The sequence below is a fragment of the Streptomyces sp. NPDC034103 genome (assembly GCF_055575395.1).
Map to the genome: position 1 here is coordinate 178,215 of NZ_JBVISS010000012.1, position 18,289 is coordinate 196,503.

Here is an 18,289-nt window from a genome sequence, read left to right on the forward strand (position 1 = left end):
CGCTGGAGGGGACATGGCCGAGTTCACCATGGAGCTCAACGACGAACAGAAGGAGGTCCGGGACTGGTTGCACGGCTTCGCCGCCGATGTGATCCGCCCCGCGGCCGCCGAATGGGACGAGCGTGAGGAGACTCCCTGGCCGGTCATTCAGGAGGCCGCCAAGGTAGGCATCTACTCGCTCGACTTCTACGCCCAGCAGTACTTCGACCCCACCGGCCTCGGCATTCCCATGGCCATGGAGGAGCTGTTCTGGGGCGACGCGGGCATCGCCCTGTCGATCGTCGGCACCGGCCTCGCCGCCGTCGGCGTCCTCGCCAACGGCACCGAGGAGCAGATCGGCACCTGGATCCCGCAGATGTACGGCGACGCCAACGACGTCAAGGTCGCCGCGTTCTGCTCCTCCGAGCCCGACGCCGGCTCCGACGTGGCCTCGATGCGCACCCGCGCCGTCTACGACGAGGCCAAGGACGAGTGGGTGCTCAACGGCACGAAGACCTGGGCGACCAACGGCGGCATCGCCAACGTCCACGTGGTCGTCGCGGTCGTCGACGCCGAGCTCGGCTCCAAGGGCCACGCGTCCTTCATCATCCCGCCGAACACGCCCGGCCTGTCCCAGGGGCAGAAGTTCAAGAAGCACGGCATCCGCGCCTCCCACACCGCCGAGGTCGTGCTGGAGAACGTCCGCGTTCCCGGCTCCTGCCTCCTCGGCGGCAAGGAGAAGCTGGACGAGCGGCTGGCCCGCGCCCGTGAGCGCGCCAAGGCGGGCGGCGAGCGCGTGAAGAACGCGGCGATGGCGACCTTCGAGGCCTCCCGCCCGGCCGTCGGCGCCATGGCGGTGGGCACCGCCCGCGCCGCGTACGAGGTCGCCCTCGACTACGCCAGGACGCGCGAGCAGTTCGGCCGCCCGATCATCGACAACCAGGGCGTCGCCTTCCAGCTCGCCGACATGCGCACGTCGATCGACGCGGCCCGCCTGCTGGTCTGGCGCGCCTCCTGGATGGCGATCAACGGCAAGCCGTTCACCGCCGCCGAGGGCTCGATGTCGAAGCTCTTCGCGAGCGAGACGGCGAAGAAGGTCACCGCCCAGGCTGTCCAGATCCTCGGCGGCAACGGATACACGCGGGAGTACCCGGTGGAGCGGATGCACCGGGACGCCGCGATCTACACCATCTTCGAAGGCACGAGCGAGATCCAGCGCCTGGTGATCGCCCGGACGCTCTCGGGGATGTCCATCCGGTAGTCCGCGGGCTGAGGGCGCGCGGGAGCCGGACGCACAGTCCCCCGCGCGCCCCGGGCCGTTCAGGTCACCGGTGCCGTAGCGGTGTGAGCTGCTCGATGTCGTACCTCGACCGCAGCTCCTCGATCGCCGCGTGGTCCGGCGGGCCACCGCTGCCCAGGATCTCCAACAGCTCCTCGAAGTACCGCTCGTGATCGGGCGGCGGGGACGCCTGGAAGAACAGCTTGGCGGGGGAGTCCGTCGGGTTCGCGAACGCGTGCGGACAGCCCGGCGGTACGACGATGACCGTGCCCGGCGTCGCACGCACCACCCGGCTGCCCGAAGGCGACTCCCAGCCCTGCCAGTTGTCCGGCGTACGGACCCGCGGCTCGAAGGCGAGCACGTCCAGCTCACCCTCCAGGACGTAGAACAACTCCTCGCTGCGGGTGTGCACATGGGCGCCCACGTCGAACCCGGGCGGCACGATCACCTCGAAGGTCGAGGCGGTCCGCGAGTGCGAGCCCGTCACCTTGAACGTGACGTGCTGGGCCGCGGTCCGCACGACCCGGCCCTGCCCCGGCGGCACCAGGAGCCCTTCGGCAGCCGTCACCACGTCACCGGGAGAGCCTCGGGACCCCGGATCAACGCCCCCTTCCTGAAGGGCACTTGCTCGGCCGGCACCGCGAGCCGCAGATCCGGCAGGCGGTCCAGCAGGGCGTCGACCAGAAGCTCGGACTCCATGCGGGCCAGCATGCCGCCGGGGCAGTAGTGCGGGCCGAAACCGAAGGACACATGGGGGTTGGGGCTGCGCGAGAAGTCGATCGTCTCCGGGTAGGGGAAGACGTCCGGGTCGCGGTTGGCCGACAGGTACGACACGTAGACCGCGTCGCCCGCCCGGATCCGCACGCCCCTGATGCCCACGTCCTCCAGGGCGATCCGGGACAGGCCCACCGCGTTGCGGTGCGGGATGTAGCGCAGCAGCTCGTCGATGGCCCGGGGGCGGATGTCCGGCTCCGCGCGCAGCCGGTCGGCCAGGTCGGGGCGGGTGAGCAGCAGGTAGAACATCTGGCCGCTGTTGTTCGTCACGGCCTCGCCGCCGATCTGGAGCAGGACGGCCAGGCCCACCGCCTCCTGGAGCGTCACCTCGCCGCGGCCCACCGCCGCGCCCAGCAGGGACGCCACGTCCTCGCCGGTGCTGCCCTCCCTGAGCCCGACGAGGTCGGAGAAGTAGGCGCTCATCTCGTTCCTGGCCCTCTCGCTGACCGAGGCGCCGTGCGAGGAGGACAGGATCAGCTGCGTCCAGGTGTGCATCTTCTGCCGGTCGGCGGCCGGGACACCCATCAGCTCGCAGATCACGGCGATGGGGAAGGGGGTGAGGACGGTCGCGGTGAGGTCGGCCGGCGGGCCGTCCTGGACGAGCTCGTCGACCAGTTCGTCCAGCAGCCGCCGGGACTTCTCCCGGACGCGCTCCACCCCCCTCGCGGTGAACGCGGCGGCCACCGAGCGGCGCAGCCGGGTGTGGTCGGGCGGGTCGAGGAAGCCGACGGCGCCGCGGGCCGGGATGAAGTGCGGGGCGAGCCGGGTGACCTCGGGCTGGTCCATGACGGCCTCGCGGCTGAAGCGCGGGTCGTTGGTCACCATGCGGACGTCCTCGTACCGGGTGACCAGCCACGCCCAGCCCTCGCCGTTGGGCAGCTGGATCCGGGTGAGGGGGCCCTCGCGCATCAGTTCGGTCAGCACCGGGTCGAAGTCCACGCCGTTCAGGTCGAGCGCGGGCCAGTGGCGGATCGGGGGCAGGATCTCGGTGATCGTCTCTTCGGTCATCTCATGCCGTCTCTGCGTTGCGCTGCCAGCGGCCCAGGGCCATTTCCGCGGTGATGCCGGGCCCGAACCCGGCGAGCAGTCCGCGCGCCCGGTCGTGCGCCCCGCCCTCGTCGAACAGCCGGCGCAGCGCGTCCAGGACGACGGCGCTGGCGATGTTCCCGTACTCGGTGAGCGTGGCCCGGCTGAACCGGAAGGCGTGCGGGTCTACCTGGAGGTACTTGCTGAGGTCGTCGAGGATGCGCGGACCGCCCGCGTGGACGATGTAGAAGTCCAGGTCGGCGGCGTCCCAGCCGTGCAGCCCCGCGAGGTCCTGGAGGGCCGGGGCGAGCGGCTCCATGGTGGCCGGCACCCGCTTGTCCAGCTGGAAGTGGAATCCGGTGGCCCGGACGTCATACATGATCCAGTCTTCGGTCTTGGGGATCAGGTACGACCCGTTGCGCTCCAGCACGATGCCCTCCCCGCCCCGCCCGCGCACCACGGCGGCGGCGATGCCGTCGCCGAAGAGCCCGTTGGAGAGCAGGTTGCCGATGCCGACGTCGGTGGGCTGGTAGCACAGCGAGCAGAACTCGCAGGCCACGATGAGGGCGTTGGCCTCGGGGTAGGCGGTGCAGAAGTCGTGCGCCCGGTTGATGGCGGCGCCGCCGGCCGCGCAGCCCAGCTGGGCTATGGGTATCTGCCGGGTGGTGCTCCCGAAGTCCAGCTCGTTGATCAGCCAGGCGGTGAGGGAGGGCATCATGAAGCCGGTGCAGGACACATAGATGATGACATCGATGTCACCGGTCAGGAGCTCGGCGTCGTCCAGTGCCCGCTGCACCACGGCCGGCACCCGTGCCTTGGCCTCGGCGACGTAGACCCTGTTGCGCTCTTCGAAGCCCGGGTGCCTCAGGGTCTCCTCGATGGGCTGGACGATGTGCCGTGTGCGGACCCCGGTGTTCTCGATCAGCCGGAGAGCCAGGGGCAGTTGGGGATGGTCGGCGTGCCGGGAGCGGGCCAGCTCCAGCGTCTCCTCCATCGTGATCACGTACTCCGGGACGGACACCGAGGGTCTGCACAATGTCGCCATGAACCGTGCCTGCCTTCACCTCAGGAAGTGGTCCCGTCCACGATCCCCTGAGAGGCCGACGACTTCACGCGGGGCTACTCCGAACGCGCGGTCACTGGACGCGCCCCGAAGGGGCGCGGGGAACCGCGCGAGCAACCACGGACAACCCGCACCCGGCGGCGAGACAGGAACCCCTACGGCGCGGTCCCGCTGCTGTGCGCGATGCACGCCACATCGATACGATCCGCCAGCTTCGCCAGCTCGATCGTCAGTGCGGCGACCGTGTCCTCGTCCAGCCCCTCCTCGCCGGCCTCGACCAGGTGCAGCCACCGTCCGCCAACCGTGCGGAGCAGCTTGCTCACATCGGCCGCCGACACCTGCAGGGTGCCCCGGTCATCGACGATCAGAGGCAAAGTCACTTCGCGGTTCACACCCGGGATGTTAGCCGCGCAAGCGTCACGCTCCGTGCCAAACCGTCGTGATGTTGCAGAACTCGCGGATTCCGTGCCCGGACAGCTCACGGCCGTACCCGGACCGCTTCACGCCGCCGAAGGGGAACGCCGGGTGGGAGGCGGTCATCCCGTTGAAGAACACGCCACCGGCCTCCAGGTCCCGTGCGAAGCGGTCGACCTCGGCCTCATCGCGGGTCCACACGTTCGAACTCAGCCCGAACGGGGTGTCGTTGGCGATCAGCAGCGCCTCGTCGAGGTCACTCGCGCGGTACAGCGTGGCGACCGGCCCGAAGGCCTCCTCGCGGTGGATCCGCATCTCGCGGGTGATGCCGGCGAGGACGGTCGGCGGGTAGTACCAGCCGTCCCCGTCGGGCCGCTCACCGCCGCACAGCACGCTCGCGCCACTGCGCCTGGCGTCGTCGACCAGCTCCTCCAGATCCGCCCGCCCCTGCTCGCTGGCGAGCGGGCCGACGTCCGTCTCCTCCTCCAGCGGGTCACCGACCCTGAGCGCCTTCATGCCCGCGACGAACCGCTCCGCGAAGGCGTCGTAGACGTCGGTGTGCACGATGAACCGCTTGGCGGCGATGCACGACTGCCCGTTGTTCTGGACCCGCGCGGTCACCGCGACCTGGGCGGCCCGGTCGATGTCGGCGGACGGCATGACCACGTACGGGTCACTGCCGCCCAGCTCCAGGACCGTCTTCTTCACCATGTCGCCGGCCACCGACGCGACCGCGCGCCCGGCGGGCTCACTGCCGGTGAGCGTGGCCGCCTTGACGCGTTCGTCGCGCAGGATCTCCTCGACCTCGGCGGAGCCGATGAGCAGGGTCTGGAAGGTGCCCTCCGAGTAGCCCGCCTGGTGGAAGAGGTCCTCCAGGAAGAGGGCGGTCTGGGGCACGTTGGAGGCGTGCTTGAGCAGGCCGACGTTGCCGGCCATCAGCGCGGGCGCGGCGAACCGGATCACCTGCCAGAGCGGGAAGTTCCACGGCATCACGGCGAGCACGGGGCCCAGCGGGCGGTAGCGCACGCTGGCCCGGGTGCCGCCGGAGTCCTTCACGTCGGACGCCGAGGGCTCCTCGTCGGCCAGCAGCGACTCGGCGTGCTCGGCGTACCAGCGCATCGCCTTGGCGCACTTGGCGACCTCGGCGCGGGCCTGCTTGACGGGCTTGCCCATCTCGGTGCTCATGACGCGGGCGACGTCGGACTGGACCTCGTCGAGGACACCCGCGGCCCGGTTCAGCAACCGGGCGCGTTCGTCGAACGACGTCGTCCGGTACGTGCGGAACGTGGCCTCCGCGAGCTGGAGCCTGCGCTCGATCTCCTCGGGCCCCATGGCCTCGTACGTCTTGAGCGTCTCGCCGTTCGCCGGGTTCACCGTCGCGATGGGCATGACCGACCTCCAAAAGAACCGGACTGTGTCTCGACCTTCGCGCGCCGCGGCCGCCGCCGCAACGTCTCAGGGCGAGTGCTCCGCCAGCCGGTCGAGAAACGTGGCCTGCGCCTTGACGATCACCTCGCGGGCGCGCTCGAGAGGGAACCATCGCACGCGGTCCAGCTCGGGGAACTCCCGCTCCTCGCCCGACCTCGGTGGCCACTCCATGCGGAAGGTGCCCGGCACCACGGTCGCCGGATCGAGGTCCGCCCGCACCGCCCACGCGGTGACGACCTTGCCGCCTGTCTGCCTCACCTCGCCGAGCGGTACGGCCCTCCCGTCGGGCGGCGCCAGCCCCAGCTCCTCCTGGAACTCCCGGCGGGCGGCGTCCCAGGCCGACTCCTCCTCGGGGACGTACTCCCCTTTGGGGACGGTCCAGGCGCCGGCGTCGCGGCGCGCGAAGAACGGGCCGCCCATATGGCCGAGCAACACCTCAAGGCCGTCGTCGGTGTGTCGGAACAACAGCAGGCCGGCGCTGGTCCTCACGGCTTCCTCTCGGGGCGCCGCGGGGGCACCGTGGGACGTCCCGCGGGCGCTTCGCGCTGTCTCACGGCTTCACCTCGGGGTGCGCGGCCAGCAGGGTCTCCACCGTGTCGGCCTCCTCCGGCCGCTTGTCCTCGCGGTAGCGCACCACGCGGGCGAAGCGGAGGGTGACGCCGGCCGGGTAGCGGGTGGACCGCTGGAGCCCGTCGTAGGCGATCTCGACGACGAGCTCGGGGCGTACGGTCACCACGTGTCCCTCGGCTCCGGTGGCCAACTGCTGGAGGCGCTCGGTCTGCCAGGTCAGCATCGCGTCGGTCATGCCCTTGAAGGTCTTGCCGAGCATGGCGAAGCCGCCGTCGCCGGTGCGGGCGCCGAGGTGGAGGTTGGAGAGCTTGCCGGTGCGGCGGCCGTGGCCCCATTCGGCGGCCAGGACGACCAGGTCGAGGGTGTGGACGGGCTTCACCTTCAGCCAGGACGCGCCACGGCGGCCCGCGCTGTAGGTGGCGTCGAGGGATTTCACCACCACGCCCTCGTGGCCGCGTTCCAGTGTCTCGGCGAGGAAGGCCTCCGCGGCGCCGGTGTCCTCGGGGCCGGCCACCAGGGTCCGGCGCACCCGCATCGGCTCGGGCACCAGCCGGGCCAGCCGCGCGTGCCGTTCGGCGAAGGGCAGGTCGAGCAGGTCGTGGCCGTCGACGGAGAGGGCGTCGAAGAAGACGGGGGAGACGGGGACCTCGGCGGCGGCCGTGGTCACGTCCACGCGGGAGCCGACGCGCCCCGCCGTCTCCTGGAACGAGCGGGGTCGGCCGGCGGCGTCGAAGGAGAGGACCTCGCCGTCCAGGATGAACCGCTCGCCGTTCAAGTCCCTGGCGGCGGCTGACAGTTCGGGAAGGCGGTCGGTGATCTCGTCGAGGGTGCGGGTGTAGATCCGTACGTCGTCGCCGTCGCGGTGCACCTGGACCCGGATGCCGTCCAGTTTCTCCTCGACCACGCAGGAGCCGAGCTTCTCGACCGCCTCGGCGACCGAGGAGGCGCTGTGCGCGAGCATCGGCAGGACCGGGCGGCCCACGGTGAGGCGGAACCGGTCGAGCGCCTCGGGGCCGTCCGCGAGCAGGGCCTCGGCGACGGTCTGGAGGGAGCCGGCGAGCATCACCGCGCGGCGGACGTCGGCCGAGGGCGTCCCGGTCGCCTGTGCGAGCCCTTCGATGGCGACCGCGTCCAACGCGCCCTGCCGTACCTCCCCGCTGAGCAGCCCGAGCAGGAACCGCTGCTCGTCCTCGGTGGCGGCGCCCATCAACTCCCCGACCAGTCGCACCCGTTCGGCTTGCGAGCCGGTGCCCGAGACCTTGCCCAGGTCGGTGAGGAGGGCGTCCACGTCACGGACGGTCAGGCTCGGTTCGGCGGCCGGGGCGACCGGGCGGCTCAGCACCTTCCAGCCGACGCCGAGCCGCCCCTGCGGCAACCGTCCCGCCAGGTACGGGATGACGACCGGCACGTCGTCCGGCTCGGCCTCCCGGAACAGTTCGGCGAGGAGCGCGGTCTTCTTGGAGCGTGCGGAGGTCGCCGCGACCTCCTGGGACACCTGGGCCAGCCGGGCAAGAAGCATGCCTCCAGGGTGCGGGACGCTTCGCTGGATTTCACGGCGAAAGGCGGGTTGCGTGGTGTCTGCGGGTGCGTCGTGGCTGGTCGCGCCCGCGGCGGAGCCGCTGATCGACACAGCCCCGCGCCCCTTCAGGGGGTTGCTGCGAGGTCGGTCATCAGCAGATCGCCGTTGATCGTCGCCCCGGCCCTGTAGCCGGCTGCCGCCGCGTTGATCACCTGCTCGGCGAAACCGGCCGCGTTGCCTGCCGCCCAGACACCCGGCACGGTCGTCTGCCCGGTCTCGTCGAGCACGGGGTACGCGCCGAAAGGGGTCTCGCGCATCTCGGCGCCGAGCCGCTCCAGCAGGCTGTTCTGCGGGACGGCGCGGGGCGCGACGAACAGCACCTCGCGGTCGTACGAGGTCCCGTCCGCGAGCCGGACACCGGTGAGCCGGTCGTCCTCGATCCGCAGCCCCTCGACCTCGCCCGGCACCATAGCGACCCCGGCCGCGGACAACCTGCGCCGGTCGTCGTCGGACAGGTCGGTCTCGGCGACCGTGTGCAGGAAGAGCGTCACGTCCTTCGACCACTGCGACACCATCAGCGCCTGGTGCATGCTCAGCGGGGTGGTCGCGAGCACGCCGAAGGCCTGGTCGCGGACCTCCCAGCCGTGGCAGTACGGGCAGTGCAGCACGTCCCGGCCGAAGCGTTCCGCGACGCCCGGCACGGTCGGGAGCTCGTCCTTGAGGCCGGTCGCGATCACCAGTCGGCGGGCCCGGACGGTACGGCCGCTCGCCAGGGTCACCGTGAGGTCCTCGGTGACGTCCACGGCGCGGTCCCGCACCAGCTCGACGCCGTACCGCGCGATCTCCTCCCGGCCGAGCGCCAGGAACTCGCCGGGCGGCATACCGTCCCGCGTCAGATAGCCCTGCATGCGGGCGGCGGGCGCGTTGCGCGGCTCGCCCGCGTCGACCACCAGGGTGCGGCGCCGGGCCCGGCCCAGGACGAGAGCCGCCGAGAGCCCCGCGGCACCGCCGCCGATCACGATCACTTCATAGGTATCGGTCATACCGACACCGTCGTCCGGGGATGCGGGATTGACAAACTTCTTTGCCGATTCTGCAATATCAGGCATGACTACCGATGACGTTCTGGCCGAGGTCGGCCCGCGGCTGCGGCGGCTGCGCAAGGACCGGGAGGTGACACTCGCGGCGCTGTCCGAGACGACCGGCATCTCGGTGAGCACCCTGTCCCGGCTGGAGTCCGGGCTGCGCAGGCCCAGCCTGGAGCTGCTGCTGCCGATCGCGCGGGCCCACCAGGTACCGCTGGACGAACTGGTGGGCACCCCGCAGGTGGGGGACCCGCGGGTGCGGGCCAAGCCCCTGGAGCGGCACGGGCGCACCTACTGGCCGCTGACCCGGCAGCCCGGCGGCCTCCAGGCCTTCAAGGTGCTGGTGCCGCAGCGCCAGGAGGAGCCGGAACCGCGGACCCACGAGGGGTACGAGTGGCTGTACGTGCTGTCCGGGCGGCTGCGGGTGGTGCTGGGCGACCACGACGTGGTGATGGCGGCCGGGGAGGCGGCCGAGTTCGACACCCGGGTGCCGCACTGGTTCGGGTCGACGGGGGAGGGGCCCGCGGAGTTCCTCAGCCTGTTCGGGCCGCAGGGGGAGCGGATCCACGTACGAGCCAAACCCAGGCGGTCGTGACGCACGTGACGGTTCCCTGAACGGCAAGCGACCGCTTAGTATGCGATGACCCCGGTCACGACTCCGGTACGACGACGCAGTCCCGTGGAGGCACCGCATGCAGGCATGGCAAGTGCACGAGAACGGCGAGCCGAGCGAGGTGATGCGCCTCGAGGAGGTGGCGGCACCCACGCCGGGCGACGGCCAGGTCCTGCTGAAGGTGCGCGCCGCGAACATCAACTTCCCGGATGTGCTGATGTGCCGCGGCCACTACCAGGTGCGGCCGCCGCTGCCGTTCACCCCGGGCGTGGAGGTCTGCGGCGAGACCGAGGACGGCCGCCGGGTGATCGCCAACCCCGCGCTGCCGTACGGCGGTTTCGCCGAGTACACCGTCGCCGATGCCGCCGCCGTGCTGCCCGCGCCCGAGTCGCTGGACGACGCCGAGGCGGCCGCGCTGCACATCGGGTACCAGACGGGCTGGTTCGCCCTGCACCGGCGGGCCCGCCTGGAGGCCGGTGAGACGCTGCTCGTCCACGCTGCCGCGGGAGGGGTCGGCAGCGCGGCCGTCCAGCTCGGGAAGGCGGCCGGGGCCACCGTGATCGGTGTGGTCGGCGGTGCCGACAAGGCGGCTGTCGCACGGGAGCTGGGCTGCGACGTCGTGATCGACCGGCGGGCCCAGGACGTCGTCGCGGCCGTGAAGGAGGCCACCGGCGGCCGGGGTGCCGACGTGATCTACGACCCGGTCGGCGGCGACGCCTACACGCAGTCCACGAAGGTCGTCGCCTTCGAGGGCCGGATCGTGGTCGTCGGCTTCGCCAGTGGCACCATCCCCAGCCCCGGCCTCAACCACGCGCTGGTGAAGAACTACGCGATCCTCGGCCTGCACTGGGGCCTGTACAACACCAAGAACCCCAAGCTGGTCCAGCACTGCCACGAGCAGCTCACCGAACTGGCCGCCCGCGGCGCCATCAAGCCGCTGGTGAGCGAGCGGGTGCCGCTGAGCGGGGCGGCCGACGCGGTCCAGCGGGTCGGCGACGGGGTCACCACCGGCCGGGTCGCCGTCGTACCGACAGGAGCACAGGCATGATCGACGCCGCCGAACTCAAGCGCCGCACCGCCGAGTTGCTGGCCGCACACCCGCCCGCCACCACGGACCGCCTGGACTTCCTGCGGGCCCGCTTCGACGCCGGCCTCGCGTGGGTGCACTACCCCGAGGGCCTCGGCGGACTCGGTGCCGCGCGCTCCCTCCAGGCCGTCGTGGACACCGAGCTGGAGGCCGCCGGCGCCCCCGACAACGACCCGAAACGCAACGGCATCGGCCTCGGCATGGCCGCGCCGACCATCCTCAAGTACGGCACCGAGGAGCAGAAGCGGCTGCTGCGGCCCCTGTGGACCGGCGAGGAGGTCTGGTGCCAGCTCTTCAGCGAGCCCGGCGCCGGCTCCGACCTGGCCGCCCTCGGCACCCGAGCCGTACGGGAGGGCGACGGCTGGGTGGTCAACGGGCAGAAGGTGTGGACCTCCAGCGCACACAACGCCCGCTGGGCCATCCTCATCGCCCGCACCGACCCGGACGTGCCCAAGCACGCGGGCATCACCTACTTCCTGTGCGACATGACCGACCCCGGCGTCGAGGTCCGGCCGCTGCGCCAGATCACCGGTGAGGCCGAGTTCAACGAGGTCTTCCTCACCGACGTCCGCATCCCCGACTCCCGCCGCCTCGGCGAGATCGGCGACGGCTGGCGGGTCGCGCAGACCACGCTCAACAACGAGCGCGTCGCCATCGGCGGCATGCGGCTGCCCCGCGAGGGCGGCATGATCGGCCCGGTCGCCAGGACCTGGCGCGAGCGCCCGGGCCTGCGCACCCACGATCTGCACCAGCGGCTGCTGAAGCTGTGGGTCGAGGCCGAGGTCGCGCGACTGACCGGCGAACGCCTGCGCCAGCAGCTCGTCGCCGGCCAGCCCGGCCCCGAGGGCGCCGGCATGAAACTCGCCTTCGCCCGCCTCAACCAGGAGATCAGCGGCCTGGAGGTCGAACTCCGGGGCGAGGAGGGCCTGTTGTACGACGACTGGACCATGCGGCGCCCCGAGATGGTGGACTTCGTCGGCCGCGACGCCGGCTATCGCTACCTGCGCTCCAAGGGCAACAGCATCGAGGGCGGGACCAGCGAGGTCCTGCTGAACATCGTCGCCGAGCGCGTCCTGGGCCTGCCCTCGGAACCGCGCACCGACAAGGACGTCGCATGGAAGGACCTGTCCCGATGAAAAAGGCGCCTGACCTGCTGTACTCGGAGGAGGAAGAGGCGCTGCGGTCCGCCGTCCGGGACCTGCTCGCCGACCACTGCGACGCTCCCGGCGTCATCGCCCGCACCGAGTCCGACACCCCGCACGACCTCGCGGCCTGGAAGGCGCTCGCCGACAGCATGGGCCTCGCCGGTCTGCTGGTGCCCGAGGCGCAGGGCGGCCAGGGCGCCACGCACCGCGAAGCCGCCGTCGTCCTGGAGGAGTTGGGGCGCGCGGTCGCCCCGGTGCCCTACCTCACCAGTGCCGTCGTCGCCACCGAGGCGCTGCTGGCCTGCGGTACCGAGGACCTGCTCGCCGAGCTGGCGTCTGGGCGGCGGATCGGCGCCCTCGCGGTCGCGCTGAACGTCGCCGCGGGCGGCGCCTACAAGGTCGTACGCCATGAGGACGGCACCCTGCACGGGGAACTGACCGGGATCGCGGACGCGGCGGTCGCCGACGTGCTGCTGGTCCCGGCGGACGACGGCGGGCTGTACGCGGTGGACGCCTCCCGCGCGGTCGTCACGCCGCAGGTGTCCCTCGACCTGACCCGGCCGCTCGCCACGGTCACCCTGGACGGCGCCCCCGGCCGTCTCCTGGGCGATGCCGAACCCGCCGTACGACGGGCACTGCGGTCCGGTGCCGGACTGCTCGTCTCCGAGCAACTCGGGCTCGCCGACTGGACGTTGACCGAGACCGTGCGTTACCTCAAGGAGCGCAAGCAGTTCAACCGGCCCGTCGGCGGGTTCCAGGCGCTCAAGCACCGGCTCGCCCAGCTGTGGCTGGAGGTCGTCCACCTGCGGGCCGCGGCGCGCAACGCGGCCGACGCGCTGGCGAGCGGCGAGGACGCCGACGTGGCGGTCGCCGTCGCCCAGGCCTACGCGGCGTCCGTCGCCGTGCACGCCGCCGAGGAGGCGCTCCAACTACACGCCGGCATCGGCATGACCTGGGAGCACCCGATCCATCTGTACCTCAAGCGGGCCAAGGCGGACTCGATCGCCTACGGCACCGCCGGCGTCCACCGCGCGGCACTGGCCGAACTGGTGGACCTGCAAGTCCCCTGACGTTCACCAGGAAAAGCCCGCCCCACCTGGGGCGGGCTTTTTCGTGCGCCCCGCGCGGACGCGGTGAACAGACGGCGGCAGTCCGGCCAACTCCCTACGCGAGCATGCCCTTTGAGAGCGGTGCGACCCCATACTCACCGGTGTCCCGTACCACCCTCCCAGGGAGGCAGGCATGGCCCTCACCACCCGTCGCAGAGCCCTCACCACCCTCGGCGCCGCCCTCGCCGGCGCCGTCGCCCTGCCCGCCACCGACGCGTTCGCGGGCGAACGCACGCACCGGCCGCGGCCGTTGTGGCGCGCCCACGCCCACAACGACTACGAGCACCCCCGCCCCCTCCTCGACGCCCTCGACCACCGCTTCGGCAGCGTCGAGGCCGACATCTTCCTCGTCGGGGACCAGCTCCTCGTCGGCCACACCGTGGACGACCTCGACCCGGCCCGCACCCTGGAGTCCCTCTACCTCGGCCCCCTCGCCGCCCGGGTGAGGGCCAACCACGGGTCGGTGTACCGGGGGTACCGCAGGCCGTTGCAGCTGCTCATCGACATCAAGACCGAGGGCTCCTCGACGTATCTCGAACTCGACCGCCATCTCAGGCGCCACAAGCACCTGTTCACCACCTACGCCCACGGCCGGGTGTTCCCGGGCCCGGTCACCGCCGTCATCTCCGGCGACCGCGCCGCCCGCGCTCCCATGGAGGCACAGAGCGTACGGCGGGCCTTCTACGACGGCCGGCTCGCCGACCTCGGCAGCCCGGCGCCCGCCTCCCTCATCTCGCTGATCAGCGACAACTGGACGCTCAACTTCAGCTGGCAGGGCGTGGGGGCCTTCCCCGAGGCCGAGCGGCAGAAGCTGCGCTCCCTCGTGCGGGCCGCCCACGCGCGCGGTCAGCGGGTGCGGTTCTGGGCGACGCCGGACGTGGCCGGGCCCGCCCGGGACGCGCTGTGGGGCGAGTTGCTCGCCGCCGACGTCGACTACCTCAACACCGACGACCTCGCGGGCCTCGAAGCCTTCCTGGACGCCCACCGGCCGGCGTAGACACCACACGTTCGGCGGACAGGTCAGCGGCCCGGACGAACCCTCCGCTACGCCACACTTACGGCCGAATGCCGTGAACCGGACGTTACGGCGTGGCGGAGGAGGCCGACGATGGCGATTTCCATCTCTGTGGTGTTGTTGCTGCTGATCCTGGCGGTGATCTTCCTGCGCAGCGGCGGGTTGAAGGTCTCGCACGCCCTGGTCTGTCTCCTGCTCGGCTTCTACCTGGCCAGTACCAGCGTCGCCCCGACCATCAGCAGCGGTCTCACGGCGACCGCCGACATCGTCAGCAGCCTCAGGCCCTGACCCTCACCCGGTCGAGAAGACCCCGATGCCGTTCGGTACGGGGCGTTCGGCGCCGCCCGACGGGTGGTTGCGCACGGACACGGCCGTCTCGCCGGGGTCGCGGGCGACCAGGGTCGTCGACCCGCCGCCGTCCAGGCTGAAGCCGTCCACCGCGCCCAACCATCGCAGGGTGTCCGCGACTTCGGTGAGGGTCAGCCCCGTGCGGTAGGCGGCCGCACCGTCCACCGCGAGCAGCAGCACCCGCCGACCGCCGTCCGCGACCCCGGCCGCGGTGCGCACGGCCGAGGTCGTGCCGTCGAGGCCGGGCAGCGGCTGTCCGTCGTCGAGGACCGGGTAGCCGCCGATGGCGAAGCGGTAGGAGGTCCGGGCCTCGGAGGCGAGCAACCGGTGCTGGATCCGCACCCGTTCGCCGACGCCGAGCTTCCGCAGCTGCCGGGCCCCTTCCTCCCGGCCGACGAGCACGGTGGAGCCCGTCTCCACGGGGCCGCCGCCCGGGGTGTCGGCGAGGGCCGTGACCCGGCCGTGGCGGACCGTCACCTCGTAGGTGTCCGTGCTGCACGGGGCGGCCCGATCGGTGTCCGTGCCGCAGGTGGCACGCACCCGTGAGGCGCTGCCCCACTTGTCGGTGAAGGCGCCGACGGACCCCACGGGAAGCGCGTACTGGTTGAGCCCGCCCAGCGGCAGGCGTGCCGAGTCCGTCCACACGGACCCGGCCAGGGTGAGGCTGTCCATGCGGGCCCGCCGGTCGAAGCCCATGCCGAACACGTCCCTGGTGGAGGTGCCGGGCGGCAGGGCGGGGCCGAAGCGCTGGCCGTCGGGGACCGCCGCCTTGAGCGTGTGCCCGCTCGCGATCGCCGGGCCCACCGCCGCGCCGGTCGCCTCGACCCCCGGGTGCTGGGTCTCGGTGATGTTGAAGAAGTCGCCGTTGACGCCCGCGACCGCGCCCTGGCCGTCCGCCAGCCTGGAGACGGTCGCCCGCGCGGCCACCGCTCCCGGGTGCAGCAGGTCGAGCCGTACGCGCGGATCGCGCAGGTCGACGGTGAGCACATGGACACGGGTGGGGCCCTTGGCCGCCTCGATGTCGTACTGCCGGTACGTCACTCCCGGCGCGATGCGCTCGGCTGCCTGCGCGGCGCCGGCCGGTGCCGCCCCCGTCAGGGTCGCACCGGCCAGCGCACCGCATGCCGTGAGGAACGTCAGTACCGCTCTGCCTGCTCGGAACCTGTTCTGACGCAGCGTCACAGTCCCCCCTGAGGTCTCGTCAACTGTCCCAGGACTCAGGGGAAGTGCACCAGACGGCGAGGCGTCTAGGCGTCGAGCAGGCGGGAGCGGATCAGGAAACGCACTCCTTCGGGTGCTTCGAGCGAGAAGCCGCTGCCCCGGCCGGCCACGACGTCGACGATCAGCCGGGTGTGGGCCCACAGCTCGTACTGGCTGCGCGACATCCAGAACGTCACCGGCTCACCGACGCCCTCGACCTCCAGCTCCGCGAGCAGCACGTCCGAGCCGCCGGTGCGGAACTCGCCCGCCGGGTAGCACATCGGGGCACTGCCGTCGCAGCAGCCGCCGGACTGGTGGAACATCAGCGGGCCGTGCGCCTCACGCAGCCGGCGCAGCAGACCGGCGGCCGCGGGGGTGAGCTCGACACGCGGGATCTCCTCATCCATGCGCCCCAGCGCACCACACCCCACGTTGCGAGAAGGTTGCGGCCCGGCGCAGGGTGGGGCCATGTACACCACCCGGGTCTCCCGCCATGTGAACGCCCCGCGCGCGGCCGTCTACCGCACCCTGCTGGACGCCGAGGCCCTCGCGAAGTGGCGGGTGCCCGCGGGGATGAGCGGCGAGGTCCACGTCTTCGACGCGCGCGAGGGCGGCGCGTTCCGCGTCTCGCTCACGTACGACCTGCCGACCGACATCGGCAAGTCCGGCTCGCACACCGACACCTACCACGGCCGGTTCCTGAAGCTGGTGCCGGACGAGCTGGTGGTCGAGGAGCTGGTGTTCGAGACCGCCGACCCGGCCCTGCACGGCACGATGACGATGACGACCACGCTCACCGGGACGGTGGACGGCACGGAGGTCGTCCTCCTGCACGAGGGGGTTCCCGACGCGGTGCCGGCCGACCAGAACGAGGCGGGCATGCGGATGGCGCTGGCCAACCTGGCACGGCTCGTCGAGGGCTGAGGGTCACCTCACGGGCACATCACCGGTCACATCGCGCCGACGTTGGTGGTCAGCAGCCGGAGCAACTGCTTGGCCATGGCGTCCTGTTCGGGGGTCAGGCCCATCGCGTCACCGATGGCGAGGGGCACCGCCCGGGCGCGCTCGCGCAACCGGGCCCCCTCGTCGGTGAGGGTGAGGGAGACCGAGCGCTCGTCCTCCGGGCGGCGTTCGCGCCGGAGCAGGCCGTTCGCCTCCAGGCGCTTCAGCAGCGCCGCCGAGGCCGCCATCAACCAGGCCGTCGCGGTCCTGCGCACCGCGCTCGGCACGGTGTGACCCGGTCCTGAACGCCCGCGGCCCGTCTCAGGCAGGCTGCGGCGTCAGGCGCTTGTGGCCCTTGCGGTCGTAGTACAGCGTCATCGCGAAGCCGAACAGGACACCGAGCACCGCGCCGAGGGCGGTCATGGTCCAGGCGCGGGTGAGGCCGGCGTCGCCGCGGGCGTCGAAGTAGAGGATCGCGCGGACGCCGTCGCCGAGCTGGCGCATGGGCTCGAAGTGGGACAGGAAGCGGTAGAACCCCGGGACCGCCTGGAGTGGGACGGTGGCGCCGGACGACGGCAGCCCGAGGACGATGAACACGAACATCGACACGAGCTGTCCGATGCCGCCGAACGCGGCGTTGATGGCCTGCACGCCGAGGCCGACCGCGAGGGACGCGCAGTAGGAGTAGATCCAGAGCAGCGGCAGGTGGGACGCGTCCATGCCGAGGAGGGTGACGCAGGCCAGCATCACCAGGGAGACGGTGAGGAGCGTGATGCCCGCCGTCATCGCCATCTTCAGCAGCAGGGTCTGGGTGCGGGTGATCGGCACGGTGGGCAGCCGGGTGTGCCAGGGCCCGATCTCGTTGTCGGCGTAGCCGAGGGCGGTGTCGACGCCGTTGCTGATGATGTTGCCGCCCATGAAGCCGGCCAGGACCAGCAGCAGCGTGTAGTAGAAGGCGGTCAGGCCCAGGCCGCTGTGGGCACCGACGGGGTGACCCACCTCGGTGGCCACGGTCACGGGGTCGGCGAGCAGCAGTTTCTGTGCGGGGCCCGCCCGTGGGGCCGACCGGGTGAGTTCCTTCCCGATGGTCTGCGAGGCCTGCTGCGCCGTCCGCGTGGAGATCTGGCTCGCGAGGGAGGAGCCGAGGCTGCCCTTGCCGGGGTTGGTCAGCACCGTGAGCGTCGGTCGCTCGGTGGCGGCGTCGGTGGTGAGCGCGCCGACGGAGGCGGTGAAGCCGGAGGGGATGACGAGGGCGCCGTAGACCTTGCCCGCGTCCAGCTCGTCCTGGGCCCGCGCCCGGGTGAGCGGTCGCCAGTCGGCCTTGTCGCTGGAGGTGTCCGACATGATCGCCCCCGCGATCCGCGTCCCCAGGTTCTGCCGCTGCCCGGGCAGCGGCTCGCCGGTGTCGGAGTTGACCAGAGCGATCGGCAGGTCCTTGAGGTCGCCCTGTGGATTGACGATGCCGCCCATGTAGAGCAGGGACAGCAGCAGGGCGAGCAGCCCGCTCAGGGCTGCCGGTACGACCCACAGCCTGGGGCGGCGCAACAGGGCGGAGGCACGGGCCTGGGGAGCGGGGTCGTTGATGGCTCTCCGGTCGTTCATGGCTCTCCGTGGGGTGGGCGGTGACGCGTGCCTTCCCGTGGCGGCGCGTTCTCCTCCAGTCGTAAGCGATCACGGCGTGTCCCGCACGCAG

19 protein-coding genes and 1 pseudogene are annotated in these 18,289 nt (G+C 71.9%); 8 read left to right on the top strand and 12 right to left on the bottom strand.

Translation table 11 applies throughout. The features are described from left to right. The first annotated feature begins 13 nt into the window (after positions 1-13). Complete coding sequence (locus ACZ56U_RS27155) at positions 14-1,240, top strand: acyl-CoA dehydrogenase family protein (protein ID WP_469086584.1); 1,227 nt, start codon at positions 14-16, stop codon at positions 1,238-1,240. Between the two features lie 64 nt (positions 1,241-1,304). On the opposite strand, the gene ACZ56U_RS27160 is transcribed toward ACZ56U_RS27155, so the two are convergent. The 8 genes from ACZ56U_RS27160 to ACZ56U_RS27195 form a co-directional block, all read right to left on the bottom strand. Next, a complete protein-coding gene (locus tag ACZ56U_RS27160; RefSeq protein ID WP_469086585.1) occupies positions 1,305-1,826 on the bottom strand; it encodes a cupin domain-containing protein in 522 nt (173 codons plus the stop codon). Further along, positions 1,823-3,040, bottom strand: a complete 1,218-nt coding sequence (locus ACZ56U_RS27165) for a cytochrome P450 (RefSeq protein WP_469086586.1) — start codon at positions 3,038-3,040, stop codon at positions 1,823-1,825. The genes ACZ56U_RS27160 and ACZ56U_RS27165 overlap by 4 nt, the downstream gene beginning before the upstream one ends. A gap of 1 nt (position 3,041) precedes the next feature. Further along, complete coding sequence (locus ACZ56U_RS27170) at positions 3,042-4,103, bottom strand: type III polyketide synthase (RefSeq protein WP_469086587.1); 1,062 nt, start codon at positions 4,101-4,103, stop codon at positions 3,042-3,044. A gap of 173 nt (positions 4,104-4,276) precedes the next feature. Next, positions 4,277-4,513 (bottom strand): DUF6213 family protein, encoded by a 237-nt coding sequence (locus ACZ56U_RS27175; protein WP_046257283.1) that lies wholly within the window; start codon positions 4,511-4,513, stop codon positions 4,277-4,279. 25 nt (positions 4,514-4,538) lie between these two features. After that, on the bottom strand, positions 4,539-5,924 hold the full coding sequence (locus ACZ56U_RS27180; RefSeq protein WP_469086588.1) for an NADP-dependent succinic semialdehyde dehydrogenase: 1,386 nt from the start codon (positions 5,922-5,924) through the stop codon (positions 4,539-4,541). 66 nt (positions 5,925-5,990) lie between these two features. Further along, the gene (locus ACZ56U_RS27185) at positions 5,991-6,452 is read right to left on the bottom strand and encodes an NUDIX hydrolase (RefSeq protein WP_469086589.1); all 462 of its coding nucleotides are present in this window, start codon (positions 6,450-6,452) and stop codon (positions 5,991-5,993) included. Between the two features lie 61 nt (positions 6,453-6,513). Beyond that, positions 6,514-8,052 carry an ATP-dependent DNA ligase gene (locus tag ACZ56U_RS27190; protein WP_469086590.1) on the bottom strand — a complete coding sequence of 513 codons (1,539 nt, stop codon included), beginning with the start codon at positions 8,050-8,052 and terminating at the stop codon, positions 6,514-6,516. Between the two features lie 125 nt (positions 8,053-8,177). After that, a complete protein-coding gene (locus tag ACZ56U_RS27195; protein ID WP_469086591.1) occupies positions 8,178-9,095 on the bottom strand; it encodes an NAD(P)/FAD-dependent oxidoreductase in 918 nt (305 codons plus the stop codon). A 64-nt stretch (positions 9,096-9,159) separates the two neighbouring features. Between ACZ56U_RS27195 and ACZ56U_RS27200 the strand changes: the two genes are divergently transcribed. The 6 genes from ACZ56U_RS27200 to ACZ56U_RS27225 all read left to right on the top strand — a co-directional run bounded on the left by ACZ56U_RS27200 (position 9,160) and on the right by ACZ56U_RS27225 (position 14,394). Further along, positions 9,160-9,732: a helix-turn-helix domain-containing protein gene (locus ACZ56U_RS27200; protein ID WP_469086592.1), complete on the top strand. Its 573-nt coding sequence runs from the start codon at positions 9,160-9,162 to the stop codon at positions 9,730-9,732. Positions 9,733-9,829: 97 nt separating this feature from the next. Next, the gene (locus ACZ56U_RS27205) at positions 9,830-10,798 is read left to right on the top strand and encodes an NADPH:quinone oxidoreductase family protein (RefSeq protein WP_469086593.1); all 969 of its coding nucleotides are present in this window, start codon (positions 9,830-9,832) and stop codon (positions 10,796-10,798) included. Continuing rightward, positions 10,795-11,973, top strand: coding sequence for an acyl-CoA dehydrogenase family protein (locus tag ACZ56U_RS27210; protein WP_469086594.1), 1,179 nt, complete (start codon positions 10,795-10,797; stop codon positions 11,971-11,973). The genes ACZ56U_RS27205 and ACZ56U_RS27210 overlap by 4 nt, the downstream gene beginning before the upstream one ends. Then, a complete protein-coding gene (locus ACZ56U_RS27215; RefSeq protein WP_469086595.1) occupies positions 11,970-13,052 on the top strand; it encodes an acyl-CoA dehydrogenase family protein in 1,083 nt (360 codons plus the stop codon). Before ACZ56U_RS27210 ends, ACZ56U_RS27215 begins: the two co-directional genes overlap by 4 nt. A 172-nt stretch (positions 13,053-13,224) precedes the next feature. Then, positions 13,225-14,088 (top strand): phosphatidylinositol-specific phospholipase C/glycerophosphodiester phosphodiesterase family protein, encoded by an 864-nt coding sequence (locus tag ACZ56U_RS27220; protein WP_469086596.1) that lies wholly within the window; start codon positions 13,225-13,227, stop codon positions 14,086-14,088. Positions 14,089-14,199: 111 nt separating this feature from the next. Further along, positions 14,200-14,394, top strand: coding sequence for a hypothetical protein (locus tag ACZ56U_RS27225; protein WP_469086597.1), 195 nt, complete (start codon positions 14,200-14,202; stop codon positions 14,392-14,394). Positions 14,395-14,397: 3 nt separating this feature from the next. Here ACZ56U_RS27225 and ACZ56U_RS27230 read toward each other — a convergent pair whose 3' ends face one another. After that, on the bottom strand, positions 14,398-15,636 hold the full coding sequence (locus ACZ56U_RS27230) for a phosphodiester glycosidase family protein (protein ID WP_469086598.1): 1,239 nt from the start codon (positions 15,634-15,636) through the stop codon (positions 14,398-14,400). A gap of 65 nt (positions 15,637-15,701) precedes the next feature. Continuing rightward, positions 15,702-16,061 (bottom strand): DUF779 domain-containing protein, encoded by a 360-nt coding sequence (locus tag ACZ56U_RS27235; protein ID WP_391236656.1) that lies wholly within the window; start codon positions 16,059-16,061, stop codon positions 15,702-15,704. 61 nt (positions 16,062-16,122) lie between these two features. Here ACZ56U_RS27235 and ACZ56U_RS27240 point away from each other — a divergent pair, with 61 nt between their 5' ends. Then, a complete protein-coding gene (locus tag ACZ56U_RS27240) occupies positions 16,123-16,578 on the top strand; it encodes an SRPBCC domain-containing protein (RefSeq protein ID WP_469086599.1) in 456 nt (151 codons plus the stop codon). Positions 16,579-16,604: 26 nt separating this feature from the next. On the opposite strand, the pseudogene ACZ56U_RS27245 reads toward ACZ56U_RS27240, so the two are convergent. Together ACZ56U_RS27245 and ACZ56U_RS27250 are read right to left on the bottom strand one after the other, a co-directional pair. Next, a pseudogene (locus ACZ56U_RS27245) lies at positions 16,605-16,826 on the bottom strand (MarR family winged helix-turn-helix transcriptional regulator); the annotation flags it as partial. A gap of 91 nt (positions 16,827-16,917) precedes the next feature. After that, complete coding sequence (locus ACZ56U_RS27250) at positions 16,918-18,198, bottom strand: YhgE/Pip domain-containing protein (protein ID WP_469086600.1); 1,281 nt, start codon at positions 18,196-18,198, stop codon at positions 16,918-16,920. Positions 18,199-18,289 lie beyond the last annotated feature (91 nt).

Coding starts and splice junctions, on each gene's coding strand:
- ACZ56U_RS27155 (WP_469086584.1), top strand. CDS start 14: ATGGCCGAGTTCACCATGGAGCTCAACGACGAACAGAAGGAGGTCCGG.
- ACZ56U_RS27165 (WP_469086586.1), bottom strand. CDS start 3,040: ATGACCGAAGAGACGATCACCGAGATCCTGCCCCCGATCCGCCACTGG.
- ACZ56U_RS27170 (WP_469086587.1), bottom strand. CDS start 4,103: ATGGCGACATTGTGCAGACCCTCGGTGTCCGTCCCGGAGTACGTGATC.
- ACZ56U_RS27180 (WP_469086588.1), bottom strand. CDS start 5,924: ATGCCCATCGCGACGGTGAACCCGGCGAACGGCGAGACGCTCAAGACG.
- ACZ56U_RS27190 (WP_469086590.1), bottom strand. CDS start 8,052: ATGCTTCTTGCCCGGCTGGCCCAGGTGTCCCAGGAGGTCGCGGCGACC.
- ACZ56U_RS27195 (WP_469086591.1), bottom strand. CDS start 9,095: ATGACCGATACCTATGAAGTGATCGTGATCGGCGGCGGTGCCGCGGGG.
- ACZ56U_RS27200 (WP_469086592.1), top strand. CDS start 9,160: ATGACTACCGATGACGTTCTGGCCGAGGTCGGCCCGCGGCTGCGGCGG.
- ACZ56U_RS27205 (WP_469086593.1), top strand. CDS start 9,830: ATGCAGGCATGGCAAGTGCACGAGAACGGCGAGCCGAGCGAGGTGATG.
- ACZ56U_RS27210 (WP_469086594.1), top strand. CDS start 10,795: ATGATCGACGCCGCCGAACTCAAGCGCCGCACCGCCGAGTTGCTGGCC.
- ACZ56U_RS27215 (WP_469086595.1), top strand. CDS start 11,970: ATGAAAAAGGCGCCTGACCTGCTGTACTCGGAGGAGGAAGAGGCGCTG.
- ACZ56U_RS27220 (WP_469086596.1), top strand. CDS start 13,225: ATGGCCCTCACCACCCGTCGCAGAGCCCTCACCACCCTCGGCGCCGCC.
- ACZ56U_RS27225 (WP_469086597.1), top strand. CDS start 14,200: ATGGCGATTTCCATCTCTGTGGTGTTGTTGCTGCTGATCCTGGCGGTG.
- ACZ56U_RS27235 (WP_391236656.1), bottom strand. CDS start 16,061: ATGGATGAGGAGATCCCGCGTGTCGAGCTCACCCCCGCGGCCGCCGGT.
- ACZ56U_RS27240 (WP_469086599.1), top strand. CDS start 16,123: ATGTACACCACCCGGGTCTCCCGCCATGTGAACGCCCCGCGCGCGGCC.
- ACZ56U_RS27250 (WP_469086600.1), bottom strand. CDS start 18,198: ATGAACGACCGGAGAGCCATCAACGACCCCGCTCCCCAGGCCCGTGCC.